Origin of the sequence: Actinosynnema sp. NPDC053489, from assembly GCF_044544865.1 — a bacterium.
Classification (GTDB): domain Bacteria; phylum Actinomycetota; class Actinomycetes; order Mycobacteriales; family Pseudonocardiaceae; genus Actinosynnema.
This window is the reverse complement of the sequence record NZ_JBITXT010000005.1, coordinates 556,394-570,030: the sequence shown is the minus strand read 5'-3', so window position 1 is coordinate 570,030 and position 13,637 is coordinate 556,394. Positions and strand designations below refer to the sequence as shown.

The 13,637-nt window shown below is 73.5% G+C and carries 7 protein-coding genes; 5 read left to right on the top strand and 2 right to left on the bottom strand.

The genetic code is table 11. From position 1 onward, the window contains the following. Nucleotides 1-206: 206 nt before the first annotated feature. Nucleotides 207-701, bottom strand: a complete 495-nt coding sequence (locus tag ACIGNX_RS14830; protein WP_396540118.1) for a MarR family winged helix-turn-helix transcriptional regulator — start codon at nucleotides 699-701, stop codon at nucleotides 207-209. 91 nt (nucleotides 702-792) lie between these two features. On the opposite strand from ACIGNX_RS14830, the gene ACIGNX_RS14825 reads away from it, so the two are divergent. Both ACIGNX_RS14825 and ACIGNX_RS14820 read left to right on the top strand, forming a co-directional pair. Beyond that, on the top strand, nucleotides 793-1,338 hold the full coding sequence (locus tag ACIGNX_RS14825) for a YceI family protein (RefSeq protein ID WP_396540116.1): 546 nt from the start codon (nucleotides 793-795) through the stop codon (nucleotides 1,336-1,338). 342 nt (nucleotides 1,339-1,680) lie between these two features. Next, nucleotides 1,681-2,181 carry an ATP-binding protein gene (locus tag ACIGNX_RS14820; RefSeq protein ID WP_396540114.1) on the top strand — a complete coding sequence of 167 codons (501 nt, stop codon included), beginning with the start codon at nucleotides 1,681-1,683 and terminating at the stop codon, nucleotides 2,179-2,181. A 54-nt stretch (nucleotides 2,182-2,235) separates the two neighbouring features. On the opposite strand, the gene ACIGNX_RS14815 is transcribed toward ACIGNX_RS14820, so the two are convergent. Continuing rightward, a complete protein-coding gene (locus tag ACIGNX_RS14815; RefSeq protein WP_396540112.1) occupies nucleotides 2,236-3,081 on the bottom strand; it encodes an EamA family transporter in 846 nt (281 codons plus the stop codon). Between the two features lie 218 nt (nucleotides 3,082-3,299). On the opposite strand from ACIGNX_RS14815, the gene ACIGNX_RS14810 reads away from it, so the two are divergent. The 3 genes from ACIGNX_RS14810 to ACIGNX_RS14800 all read left to right on the top strand — a co-directional run bounded on the left by ACIGNX_RS14810 (nucleotide 3,300) and on the right by ACIGNX_RS14800 (nucleotide 13,634). Beyond that, nucleotides 3,300-3,914, top strand: coding sequence for a GTP pyrophosphokinase family protein (locus ACIGNX_RS14810; protein ID WP_396540110.1), 615 nt, complete (start codon nucleotides 3,300-3,302; stop codon nucleotides 3,912-3,914). Nucleotides 3,915-4,558: 644 nt separating this feature from the next. Continuing rightward, on the top strand, nucleotides 4,559-5,827 hold the full coding sequence (locus tag ACIGNX_RS14805) for a serine hydrolase domain-containing protein (RefSeq protein ID WP_396540108.1): 1,269 nt from the start codon (nucleotides 4,559-4,561) through the stop codon (nucleotides 5,825-5,827). Between the two features lie 106 nt (nucleotides 5,828-5,933). Further along, nucleotides 5,934-13,634, top strand: a complete 7,701-nt coding sequence (locus tag ACIGNX_RS14800; RefSeq protein ID WP_396540106.1) for an amino acid adenylation domain-containing protein — start codon at nucleotides 5,934-5,936, stop codon at nucleotides 13,632-13,634. Nucleotides 13,635-13,637: the final 3 nt, after the last annotated feature.

Sequence of the window (13,637 nt, the reverse complement as noted above, 5' to 3'; positions counted from 1 at the left end):
CCCTGCTCGCCCTGGCCCGCCGCCTGGTCGACGTCCTCTGGGCACTGCTGCGCGACGGCCGAACCTTCACACCGACCGCGCCACCACCGGCCACCACCGCAGCTTGACACGATCATTCAGATTCCTCCCGGCCGACGTCGGCGACACCCACACCATCCGACGACCGGCGGCCGGGCGCACGTCGACCCCACCGCGCGGGGGACGCCTCAGAGGTCGGCGAACTCCTCGCGGCGGACCTTCGCGCACTCCGAGGTCAACCCGGCGTCCACGGCCCGGCTGATCTCCTCCAACGACCGCAGCTGGGCGGCGGTCAGCACGTCGAACAGGTGCTCGCGCACCGCCGTCACGTGGCCCGCGGCGGCGGCCTCCAGCACGCCGAAGCCGACGTCGGTGAGCACCGCGATGGAACCGCGCCGGTCCGACGGGCACGCCCGCCGCTCGACCCAGCCCTCCTTCTCCAACCGGGCCACCGCGTGCGAGAGGCGCGAGCGGGAGGAGTGGCACACCGCGGCCAGCTCGCTCATCCGCAACGCCCGGTCGGGCGCCTCCGACAGCGCGACCAGGATCTCGTAGTACGCCATCGGCATGCCGGAGTCGCGCTGCAACTGCCGGTCGAGGTGCTCGGTGAACTTGGTCACGGCGGTCATGAAGGCACGCCACACCTGCTGCTCTTCGGCGCTCAGCCACCGCACGTCGCTCATGCCTCCCACTATACGGTCGTTGTTGAACCTTCAACCAGGATGCGCTATGTTCTGTTGAGAGTTCAACCAGACCAACCCAGAAGGACGATCCATGACCTCGCAGGCTGTGCAGATCCCCGGCTACCTCACGGGCACGTGGGCGATCGACCCGGTGCACTCGGACGTCTCGTTCGTGGTCCGCCACCTCGGCGTGTCCAAGGTCCGCGGCCACTTCGGCACGTTCGAGGGCACGATCGTGACGGCCGAGAACCCGCTGGAGTCCACGGTCACCGCGAAGATCGACGCCTCCTCCGTCAACACGCGCAACGACCAGCGCGACGCCCACGTCAAGGGCGAGGACTTCCTGGACGTGGAGAAGTTCCCCGAGCTGACCTTCACCTCCACCGGCGTGCGCGCCCACGGCGAGGGCTTCGTGGTGGACGGCGAGCTGACCCTGCACGGCGTGACCAAGCCGGTGGCGCTGGAGCTGGAGATCAACGGCTTCGGCGACGGCTTCGAGGGCGCCAAGGTCGTCGGCTTCTCCGCCTCCACGGACATCAACCGCCGCGACTTCGGCGTGACCGGCGGCCCGGCGGGCGCGGTCGTCGGCGACAAGATCACCATCCTGCTGGAGATCGAGGCCATCAAGCAGTCCTGATCCCCGCACCTCTTCGAAGGGCCCGCCCCCGGCGGGCCCTTTCGCTTGCGCGCGCCCTACCCTGCGTAGGCCGAGTAGCTCGACCGACTGAAACCGAGCGTCATTCCATTTCACCGAGCATTTCGGTAGTTTCGCCCCGTCGCCGCGGACCGGGGTGAACCGCTCATCGCCCACAGCCGTAGTCGGTCGTGGGACGAAGGTTCTGCTTCGGTCTGCACTGAAGTAGCAGAACTCGATGTGGACACAGTCCGTTCACGGTCGGTAGACCGCGTGGGTGACGACGGATGCACCCATGGCACCATCTGGCGCAGCACGCGCCGGACGCAGGCGAGGAGGATCGGTGTGAACGCCCGTACCGAACAGGTCGACGACCTTCGACTCGTCGCGTTGCCCACCGCGGTGAACGTGGCCGACATGTTCGTGCGCTTCTCGCTCGGCGAGTGGCGCCTGCGGGCGATGCAGGACGAGGCCGCGCAGACCGCCCGCCGACTGGTGGGCGCCGCGGTCGAGGTGGCCGACCGCCGGGCACCCGGCTTCCTGCTGGTGCGCCTGCGGCTGACGGGCGCCCACCTGGTGGTGGAGGTCGAGGGCAACCGCGTCGCGCTGCCGCCGGAGCTGACCGGGTCGCGCGCCGGCCTGGTCGACCTGACCGCGGGCGGCCACCTGGCGTGGTGCGAGCTGGCCCTGCCGTCGGGCATGGACGCCTCGGCCGTGCCGCTGCCCCGCCGGGAACCGCGCCGCTCCCCCGCCGCCGAGAAGATGGGCGACGAGCCGGACGTGGACCCGGAGGTCATCCAGCGCATCCTCTACGGCCTGGGCGGCGGGGCGCACCGGCACGACTGAGCCGGGTCGGCGCCCCCAGGGGGAACGCCGACCCTGGCGGTCACCTCCGGGCGGTCATCTCCGCGCGAGGGCCACCAGCGCGACCGCCAGCACGGCCATCCCGCACCACGACACCGGTGTCAGGCGCTCGCCCAGCACGAGCACGCCCAGCACCGCCGCCACCGCCGGTTCGGCCAGGGTCAGCGTGGTCGCCGCCGCCGCACCCGTGTGCCGCAGCCCGCGGGCGAACAGCAGGTAGGCGGCGAAGGTGGTGAACACCGCCAGGTGCGCGGTGACCGCCAGCCCGGACGGGCTCGCCACCCAGCCGACGCCGACCAGCGGCAGCACCGGCAAGGCCACCGCCGACGCGCCGCCGAACACCGCGCCCACGACGGCCCGGGACGGGTGGCCCAGCCCGATCAGGTGCGCGCAGACCACCGGGTACACGGCGTAGGACAGGCCCGCGACGAGCGCCAACGCCACCCCCACCAGGTCGACGTGCGCGTCGCCGCCGCCCAGCACGAGGGCCGTGCAGCCGACCACGGCCGCCGACGTGGGCAGGGGCCGCGACCGCATCCCCAGCACGACCGGCGCGACGGCCAGCGCCACGGTCGTGCCGACCGCCACGCCGGTGCGGGCGACCGCCGGGTAGAAGGCGAGCACGTACCCGGCGACGGTCGCCGCGCCGAGCAGCAGCAGCCGCCAGTCGGCGGTCCGCAGCACGACGCGCGCGCCGCGGGAGGTGACGAAGAGCAGGCAGCCGCCCAGCACGAGGCCGGCCGCGCCCACGGCCGGCGCGGGCGCGGAGGCGGATGCGAGGGAAGCGGCGGTGCCGGTGGTGCCCCACAGGACGCACGCCGCCAGGATCGGCAGCGGTCCGCGGGTGGAACGAGCGCGTGCGAGCACGGCAGAGGTCGACACGGGGTCTCCGTTCGCGAGACGAGGGGAAGAGGACGCGAACGGGCGCACCGCGCGACCGGATCACTCGGACGTGATCGGCGCGGCAGGCGTGGAGGCGTGCGTCAGCGGGTGCGCCCGGTCAGGCGCACGGCGGCGGGAGGACCACGTGCCAGTGGGTGCTCACGCCCGGGATCCTAGACCGGCCGCGCCGACCCGCGGCGCCCCGGTATCGTGGGATCATGGACATCGGCGTCGCGGATGACCTGCTGCGGCGGTCCCTCGTGGTCTACAAGTTCGCCGTCGACGAGCTGATGACGAAGCTGCGGATCCTCAGCGAGGAGTTCGACCTCGTCCACCGGCACGACCCGATCGAGCACGTCACGCACCGCGTGAAGCGGCCGGACGCGATCCTCGACAAGCTGCGGCGCAAGGGGTTGCCGGCGGACCTGTCGCTGGCCGCCGAGCACCTGCACGACGTGGCGGGCGTGCGCGTGGTGTGCCCGTTCGTGTCCGATGTGTACCGCGTGCGCGACATGCTGGCCCGGCAGAGCGACGTGGAGATCCTGCGCACCAAGGACTACATCGCCGCGCCGAAGCCCAGCGGCTACCGCAGCCTGCACCTGATCGTGCGCATCCCGGTGTTCCTGTCCGACCGGGTCGAGCACGTCAAGGTCGAGGTGCAGCTGCGGACCATCGCGATGGACTTCTGGGCCACCTCGGAGCACAAGCTCCACTACAAGTACGACGACCAGGTGCCCGCGGGTTTCGTCGAGGAGCTGACCGCGACCGCCGCCATCGCGGCCGAGCTGGACGCCCGCATGGAGGCGCTGCACCACGCCGTGCAGGGCGAGTAGCCCCCGGCCCGTCCCGCCGCCGGACCTCGGTCCCTCCGCGCCCGGCCCTGTCCTGAGCGTTGAACTCACGCGTCCTGAACGTAGGACTCTCGGGCGCTGAGCGTAGGACTCTCGCGTCCCGGATGTAGGACTCTCGGGGGCTGGGGGTTCGACACACGCGGCAGTTGGGTGCAAACGAGCGTCCGCGGGGGTCGTTACGCGTTCCGGAGTGGGATGGCGCACAGTTTTTCGCCGTGTGCGGAGAGTGCCCGGGACCGCTACGCCAGGGTAACGCCAAACGACTGTTGCGGTGGAAAGGTTACGGCCAATGCGGAACAGCGACAAAAATCCGCCTGAACGGACCGCGAAGACATTTCACGACCCGCTCGCGGGTCAGCGCACGAGGCGGCACGAGGTGTTGACACGTGACTGCGAATAACCCTCGCGTACTGCAGGTATTTACGGTACCGGCCGGTCCAAACCCACCCGATCGAGTGAACTCTGGAAGTGACTTGTCCGACACCGGGTGACCCTCCCCTAAAAATAGGGAATCCCCTTTCACGGAATGCTCCATTCGGCGGTCGCGACGATCTCGCGGTGACCGTCAACGTTGAGCCCGCAGCCCGGCTCAATCACGCCGTGGCTCATTCCCCGAGGGATCAGGCATGGACACCGACCGCATCTCCCACCGATTAGTCGCGTTGACCCGCGAGCACCTCGTGCCGGGCGCGCAGCTCGCCGTGCACCACGCGGGACGCACGTGGACGCACGAGGTGGGCCTGGCCGCCGACGCGGCCGTGCCCATCGGGTCGATCACCAAGACGTTCACCGCGACCGTCGCCATGGCGCTGGTCTCCGACGGGGACCTGGAGCTGGACGCGCCGCTGTCGGACCACCTCCCCGGCGCGTCCGACGAGCTGACGCTGCGCCACCTGCTCAGCCACACCGGCGGCCTGCCCTCCGACCCGGAGGACGTGCGCACCACGTCCCTGCGCCACCACGTCCGGCAGGCGCTGCGCGAGCTGCACCCGCTGCACGAGCCCGGCGCGGGCTTCTCCTACTCCAACATCGGGTACGTCCTCATCGGACACCTGATCGAGGTCGCCACCGGCATGAGCTGGGCCGAGGCCGTCGAAGCGGTGCTGCTGCGCCCCCTGGGGGTGCGCGCCCGGTTCACCACGAGCGCCGACGCCGACGTGGTCAGCGGCCACGCGGTCAACCCCGCCACGGGTCGCGTCGTCCCGGTCGCGCAATCGCTCGCGCCGGTCGACGCGCCGGCGGGCGCCCTGGCCGCCAGCGCCGGCGACCTGCTCGCGTTCGGGCGGATGCTGGGCGGTGGCGGACCCCGGCTGCTGGACCCCGGCGACCTCGCCCTGATGCGCGAGCCCGTCCGGCACGCCGAGCCGTTCGGCATGGCCGACGGCTGGGGCCTGGGCCTCGCGCTGTTCCAGCGCGACGGCGTGCGCTGGGTCGGCCACGACGGCACCGCGGACGGCACGTCGTGCCACCTGCGGATCAACCCGGACGACGGCACGACGGTGGCCCTGACCACCAACGGCAGCACCGGCTTCGCGCTGTGGCGGGAGCTCGTGCCGGAATTGGTCGCCGCCGGGCTGCCGGTCGCCGATTACGACGGAATGCGCGACCTGCGCCGCCCCATCGCCCCGCCGCCGGACTGCACCGGCCGCTTCCGCAACGGCGACGTCGAATACGCCGTGCGCGCGGTGGACCGGGGCCGCCTGGCGCTGACGGTGGACGGCGAGCCGTTCGCCGACCTGTCGCTGTTCGACGGCCTGGTGTTCGCGATGCGCGATTCCGACACCGGCGACACGAACCAGACCGGGCGTTTCCTGCGCGACCCGGGCGACGGCGGCATCCGCTGGATCCAGATCGGCGGCCGGCTGGCCCGCCGACACGCGGTCGAAATGCACTGAACTTCACGTTTGACCCCCCGAACAAACGGGTAAGACGCGCCCCCTGGGCGAGCACTGAGCCAGAAAGGCACCTCCCGCGATGACGCACGCCCGCACACTGCCGGAATTGATCGCCGCGCAGGCGCTGCGCACCCCCGACGCACCCGCGGTCGTGTCCGCCGACGGCGTGGTCGACTACCGCGAGCTCGACCGGCGCGCGAACCGGCTCGCGCACCTGCTCCGCGCGAGGGGGGCGCGGCGGGAGCGGGTGGTGGCCGTGGCCCTGCCGCGCTCGGTGGACAACGTGGTGGCCCGGGTGGCGGTGCTGAAGACCGGCGCCGCCTACCTGCCCGTCGACCCCGACTACCCGGCCGACCGGATCGCGTTCATGATCACCGACGCCGAGCCGCTGCTGGTGCTCGAGGACCTGCGGTCGCTGGACGACGCCGGCCTGCCGGACACCGCGCCCGAGGTCGACATCCACCCGGAGGACCCGGCGTACGTCATCTACACGTCCGGCTCGACCGGCCGCCCCAAGGGCGTGGTGGTGCCGCACCGCGGGTTGCCCGCGTTCTCCGCCGCCGAGGTCGGGCACCTGGACGTAAGACCCGGCGACCGCGTGCTCCAGTTCTCCTCCCCCAGCTTCGACGCCTCGGTGCTGGAGCTGTGCCTGGCGCTGCCCGCCGGCGCGGCCCTCGTCGTGCCACCACCCGGACCGCTGCTCGGCGACCAGCTCGCCGACGTCATCACCACCTTCGGCGTCACCCACGCGCTCATCCCGCCCGTCGCGCTGGCCACCGTGCCCGACGTCGAGCTGCCCACGTTCCGCACGCTCGTGGTCGGCGGCGACGCCTGCCCGCCGGACCTCGTGGCGAAGTGGGCACCGGGTCGGCGCATGGTCAACGCCTACGGGCCCACCGAGTCCACCGTGGTCACCTCGTGGAGCGAGCCGCTGGAGCCCGGCGGCACGCCGCCCATCGGCCGCCCGATCCCCGGCACCGAGGTGCGGGTGCTGGACGACGACCTGCGCCCGGCCGCCGAGGGCGAGCTGTACGTGACGGGCGTCGGCCTGGCCCGCGGCTACCTCGGCCGGCCGGGGCTGACCGCGCAGCGGTTCCTGGCCGACCCGTTCGGCGCGCCCGGCGCGCGCATGTACCGCACCGGTGACGTGGTCCGCACCCGCGCGGACGGTCAGCTGGAGTTCGTGGGCCGCGCCGACCACCAGGTGAAGATCCGGGGCTTCCGGGTCGAGCCCGGCGAGGTCGAGGCCGTGCTGCGGCAGCAGCCCGGCGTCGAGCACGCCGTCGTGGTCGCGCGCGGCGAGCCGAAGCGGCTGGTGGCCTACGTGGTCGGCGAGCGGGCCGCGACCGGCTCGGGCGCGCTGCGCGAGCAGCTGGCCGCGAGGCTGCCCGACTACCTGGTGCCGTCGGCGTTCGTGGCGCTGGAAGCGTTCCCGCTGACGCCCAACGGGAAGCTGGACCGCGACGCGCTGCCCGAGCCGGTCGTGGGCGACGCCCCCGAGGACCACGTCGAACCCCGCACCGCCGCCGAGCGCCGGGTGGCCGAGGTGTGGTCGGACGTGCTGGGCGTGCCGCTGGTCGGCGCGCACGACGACTTCTTCGCCCTGGGCGGCGACTCGATCCTCGCGGTGCGGGCGCTGTCCCGGCTGGGCGGGCTGCCGGTGCGGGCGATGTTCGACCACCGCACGGTCGCCGCGCTCGCCGAGGCCCTGCCCGACGGGGATGGCACGCCGATCCCCCGCGCTCCCGAGGGCGAGCCGCTGCCCCTGTCGCCCGCGCAGCGGCGGCTGTTCTCGCTGGACGGCACGGCCGAGCAGAACACCGCCGTCGGCATCCGGCTCGCCGGGCCGCTGGACGTGCCCCGGCTCGCCGCGGCGCTGGAGGCGCTGGCCCGCCGGCACGACGCGCTGCGCACGACGTTCGACGTGGTGGGCGACGAGCCGGTGCAGGTGGTCTCGCCGCACGGCTCCATCCCGCTGCGCGTGCTGACCGAGCGCGCCGGCTCCGCCGACCTGGGCCTGGACGAGCCGTTCGACCTGCGGCGCGGCCCGCTGACCCGGGCCGTGCTCAGCCCGCTCGGCCCCGACGAGCACCTGCTGGTCCTGGTGCAGCACCACATCGTCACCGACGGCTGGTCGGTGCAGGTGCTGCTGGAGGAGCTGGCCGAGCTGTACGCGGGCGGGCAGCCCCCGCCGCCCGCCGTGCAGTACCCCGACTTCACGATGTGGGACCGGGCCCGGCCCGAGGGCGACGTCGCGTACTGGCGCGAGCGGCTCGACGGCGTAGAGGCGCTGAACCTGCCCACCGACCGGCCCCGGCCGCCGCTGCGCACCACCTCCGGCGCGGTGCTGCGCCGCCCGCTGCCCGCCGACCTGGTCCGCAGGCTGGCCGCCGTCGGGCGCGCGCACGACGCCACCCTGTTCATGACGCTCACCGCCGCCGTGCAGGTGCTGCTGTCGGCGCGCAGCCGGCAGCGGGACGTCGCCGTGGGCACGGTCAGCTCCGGCCGCGACCGGGCCGACCTGGAACGCGCGGTCGGCTTCTTCGTCCGCACGCTGGTGCTGCGCTCCTGGGTGGACCCGGACGTGCCGTTCACCGCGTTCCTCGACCAGGTGCGCGACACGGCGCTGGAGGCGTTCGCGCACGACGACGTGCCGTTCGACCGGGTGGTGGAGGAGGTGCGGCCCGACCCCGACCCCGGCCGCACGCCCCTGGTGCAGGCTGTGGTGGCGCTGCACCAGCCGCTGCTGCGCGACGGCGCGTTCGGCGGGCTGACCGCGACCGAGCACGACCTGCCCCGGCCGGTGGCGCGGTTCGACCTGGTGGTGGAGTTCTGGCCGCGCGGCGACGAGCTGGCGCTGACCGTCGAGTACAACACCGACCTGTTCGACGCGGCCACCGTCGAGTCCCTGGGCGACGACCTGGAGGCGTTGCTGCGCCTGGTCGTGGACGACCCCGACCGGCCGTTGCGCGGCCTGGTGGAGCTGGACTTCCCGCCGGACGAGACGGTGCGCGTGCGCGGCTCCCGCGTGGACCTCGCCGAGGTCGAGGAGGCGATCCGGCGGCACCACGAGGTGACCGACGCGGCCGTGGTCCTGGCCGACCGGCGGCTGGTGGCCTACGTGACGCCGCCGGTGGGCGCCTCGGCGCTGCGGGCGTTCCTCGGCCAGGTGCTGCCCGCGCACGCCGTGCCCACGGCCGTCGTCGGGCTGGACCACCTCGACCGCGACGCGCTGCCCGCGCCGCCGGAGGAACGCGCCGAGACCCGGTACGTGGCGCCGCGCACGCCCGTGGAGGCGGTGCTGGCCGACGTGTTCGCCGAGGTGCTCGGCGCGGCCCGGGTCGGGGTGCGGGACAACTTCTTCGCCCTGGGCGGCGACTCCATCCTGGGCATCCAGGTGGTCACCCGGGCCCGCCGCGCGGGCCTGGTGCTGACCTCGCGGGACATCTTCGCGCACCAGACCATCGCGGCCATCGCGCCGCACGTGACGCGCGACCTGCCGCCCGCCGCCGACCAGGGGCGGGTGACCGGCGACGCGCCGCTGACCCCGATCCAGCGCTGGTTCCTCGACAGCCACGGCGTGCGGCCCGAGCACTTCGACCAGTCCGTGGTCGTCGACCTCGACCCGGACCTCGACGTGCCGGCGCTGCGCACCGCCCTGGCCGCGCTGGTCGAGCACCACGACGCCCTGCGCACCCGGTTCGAGGGCGACCGGCAGGTGGTCGACCCGGTCGTGGACGCCGACCCGCTGGCGCTGGAGGGGTTCGACCTCACCCGCGGGCCGCTGCTGCGCGCCGAGGTCCTCGACGGCGGCTCCGTGCGGCTGACCGCGCACCACCTCGTGGTCGACGGCGTGTCGTGGCGCGTGCTGGTCGAGGACCTGACCACCGCCTACCGGCAGGCCCGCGCCGGCGAGGCCGTCCACCTCGGGCGCAAGACCACGTCGTTCCGGGACTGGGCGATCCGGCTCGCCGACCACGCCGCGCACGGCTTCGACGCCGAGCTGGAGCACTGGGCGGCCGTGGCCACCGCGCCGACCGACGTGCCCGTGGACCGGCACGGCCCCAACACCGTCGGCTCGCAGCGCGAGGTCACCGTGCGGCTCACCGCGGCCGAGACCGACGCCCTGCTGCGCGACGTGCCCGGCGTGTACCGCACGCAGGTCAACGACGTGCTGCTGGCCGCGCTGGGCCGGGTGCTCGCCGACTGGACGGGCCGCTCGCGGGTCCTGGTGGACCTGGAGGGCCACGGCCGCGAGGAGCTGTTCGCCGACGTCGACCTGTCCCGCACCGTCGGCTGGTTCACCACCGTCTTCCCGGTGGCGCTGGACCTGCCGGATCACGACGACCGGGACGCCGACGACCGGAGCGCCGACGACTGGGGCGCCGACGACTGGGGCACCGTCCTGAAGTCGGTCAAGGAGCAGCTGCGGGCCGTACCCGGGCGCGGCATCGGCTACGGCGCGCTGCGGCACCTGGCCCGCACCGCCCCCGCGTGCGACCCGCGGGTGTCGTTCAACTACCTGGGCCGCTTCGACGCCGACCAGCGCGACCTGGAGCTGTCCGCCGACCCGCGCGCACCCCGGCCGCACCTGCTGGACGTCGTCGGCCAGGTGCGCGGCGACCGGCTGGAGTTCACCTTCCACTACAGCGAGAACACCCACGAGCGCGAGACGGTGGCGCTGCTGGCCGAGTCGTTCGCCGCCTCGCTGCGCGGCATCGTGGACCACTGCGCCGAACCGGGCGCGGGCGGGCGCACCCCGTCGGACTTCCCGCTGGCCGACCTCACCCAGGCCGAGGTGGACCGGATCACCGGCGAGGACGCCTACCCGCTCACGCCGATGCAGGCCGGCATGGTGTTCCACGGGCTGGGTGACAAGGGCGTGTACTTCCAGCAGACCACGTTCGTGGTCGACGGCGTGACCGACTCCGCCGCGTTCGCCGCCGCCTGGCAGCGCGTGGTCGACCGGACGCCGGTGCTGCGCAGCAGCGTGCTGTGGGAGGGCGTGCGGCAGCCGTTGCAGGTCGTGCACGAGCACGTCGCCGTGCCGTTCACGTTCCTCGACTGGAGCGACCTGGACGAGGACGCGCGCGCCGAGCGGATGCGCGAGCTGCTGGAGCAGGACCGGGCCCGGGGCATCGACCTGGCCGTGCCGCCGCTGATGCGGGTCGCCGTCGCCCGCCTGTCCCCCACCAGCGTGCGGGTGCTGTGGACGTTCCACCACGTGCTGCTGGACGGCTGGAGCGTCTTCCACGTGCTGTCCGACGTGCTCAACGCGGACGGGCCCGAGGAGCGGCGGCCGTTCCGCGACTACGTGGCCTGGCTCGCCGGGCAGGACGAGGCCGCCGCGCAGGCGCACTGGCGGCGAGTGCTGGGCGACTTCGACTCGCCGACCCCGCTGCCCGCCGACCACCCGGCCGAGCACGGCACGTCGTCGCGCCGCCTGCCGGTCGAGCTGACCGAGGCGGAGTCCGACCGGCTGTACGAGTTCGCCCGCCGGCACCGCGTCACGCCCAGCGCGATCGTGCAGGGCGCGTGGGCGCTGCTGCTGGCGCGGTCCAGCGGGCGGCGCGACGTGTGCTTCGGCGCGACGGTCTCCGGCCGGCCCGCCGAGCTGGCCGGCGTGGACTCGATCACCGGCATCTTCATCAACACGCTGCCCGTGCGGGTCCGGGTCGACGGCGCCGCGCCGGTCGCGGACTGGCTGCGCGCGGTGCAGGAGGAGCAGGTGGAGTCGCGGCGGTTCGAGCACGTGCCGCTGGGCGACGTCCAGGGCTGGAGCGGCGTCGAGCGCGGGACGAACCTGTTCGACAGCGTGGTGGTCTTCGAGAACTACCCGGCCGACGTCGCCGAGGGCATGGGCCTGCGCGAGCTGTCCGCCGAGGAGACCACCAGCTTCCCGCTCAGCGCCACCGTCTACCCCGAGGAGCGGCTGGGCGTGCTGCTGGGCTACGAGCCCGCGATGTTCGAGCCCGCCACGGTGGCGCGGCTGGGCGAGCGGCTGCGCCGGCTGCTGGTGGGCCTCGTCGCCGACCCGGACCGGCCGGTGGCCGACGTGCCGTGGCTGTCCGAGGACGAGGTGCGGCAGGTGCTGTTCGACTGGAACGGCACCCTGGTCAGCGAGCCGGACACCACGATCCCCGCGCTGTTCGCCGCGCAGGCGGCCCGCACCCCCGACGCCGTCGCCGTGACGTGCGAGGGCGAGCACCTGACCTACCGCGAGCTGGACGAGCGGACCAACCGGCTGGCCCACCACCTGGTCGGGCTCGGCGCCGGGCCGGAGCGGATCGTCGCCCTGCGGTTCCCGCGCTCGCTGGACCAGGTCGTCGCGGTGCTGGCGGTGCTCAAGTCGGGCGCGGCCTACCTGCCGCTCGACCCGGCCTACCCGCCGGAGCGGATCGCGGCCACCGTCGAGGACGCCCGGCCGGTCGCCACGCTGTCCGAGATCCCCGACCTCACCGGCCTGCCCGCGACCGCGCCCACCCCGGCGTTGCGCCCCGACCACGCGGCGTACGTGATCTACACCTCGGGCTCCACCGGTCGGCCCAAGGGCGTGGTCATCCCGCACGGCAACGTGGTGCGGCTGTTCTCGGCCACCGACCACTGGTTCCGGCTCGGTCCCGACGACGTGGTGTCGATGTTCCACAGCTACGCCTTCGACGTGTCGGTGTTCGAGCTGTGGGCCGCGCTGCTGCACGGCGGCCGGCTCGTGGTGGTGCCGCACGCGGTGTCCCGCTCGCCGCGCGACTTCGCCCGGTTGCTGGCCGACGAGGGCGTGACGATCCTGAGCCAGACGCCGTCGGCGTTCCACCAGCTGATCCCGGAGAGGCCGACCGGGCTGAGCCTGCGCTGCGTGATCTTCGCCGGCGAGGCGCTGGACCTGCGCAAGCTCGACGGCTGGGACGGTCCCGGCGCGTTGATCAACATGTACGGCATCACCGAGACCACCGTGCACGTCACCTACACCGAGGCCGACGGCAGCATCGGCGTGGCGATGCCGGACCTGCGGATCTACGTGCTGGACGAGGACCTCAACCCCGTGCCGCCGAACGTGCCCGGCGAGATGTACGTGTCCGGCCCGGGCCTGGCCCGCGGCTACCTGAACCGGCCCGTCCTCACCGCGTCCCGCTTCGTCGCGGACCCGTTCGGCCCACCCGGTTCCCGCATGTACCGCAGCGGCGACCTCGCCCGGTGGGAGGACGGCGTGCTGCACTACCTGGGCCGCGCCGACCACCAGGTGAAGATCCGCGGGTTCCGGATCGAACTCGGCGAGGTGGAATCCGTCCTCGCCGCGCATCCTGCCGTCGCCCAGGTCGTTGTACTGGCGAACGAACAACGCTTGGTCGCGTACTACGTGCCGGACAAGCCGACTACGGCGTCGGAACTGCGCGACCACACGGCCAGGGTCCTGCCCGACCACATGGTTCCCGCGGCGTTCGTCGCACTGGAAAGCATGCCGTTGACCGTGAACGGCAAGCTCGACCGCGTCGCGCTCCCCGCGCCCGAGCGCGACGCGGTCACGTCCGGGGAGTACGTCGCGCCCCGGACGGAGACCGAGGAGGCCATCGCCGCCATCTGGGCGGACGTGCTCGGCGTCGGCCAGGTCGGCGTGGAGGACAGCTTCTTCACCCTGGGCGGCGACTCGATCCGCAGCCTGCACATCACGTCCCGGACCAAGGCGGCCTTCGGCATCGACCTGTCCCCGCGCGACGTCCTCACCGCCCGCACCGTCTCCGCACTGGCCGACCTGGTCGAGGACCTGGTCCTCGCGGATCTCGAAGCCCTCGCTGCCGACTCGGAGGCGTGACCG

What these genes read in the sequence shown, in the direction of transcription:
- ACIGNX_RS14825 (WP_396540116.1), top strand. Translation starts at nt 793, where the DNA reads ATGACCTCGCAGGCTGTGCAGATCCCCGGCTACCTCACGGGCACGTGG.
- ACIGNX_RS14830 (WP_396540118.1), bottom strand. Translation starts at nt 701, where the DNA reads ATGAGCGACGTGCGGTGGCTGAGCGCCGAAGAGCAGCAGGTGTGGCGT.
- ACIGNX_RS14810 (WP_396540110.1), top strand. Translation starts at nt 3,300, where the DNA reads ATGGACATCGGCGTCGCGGATGACCTGCTGCGGCGGTCCCTCGTGGTC.
- ACIGNX_RS14805 (WP_396540108.1), top strand. Translation starts at nt 4,559, where the DNA reads ATGGACACCGACCGCATCTCCCACCGATTAGTCGCGTTGACCCGCGAG.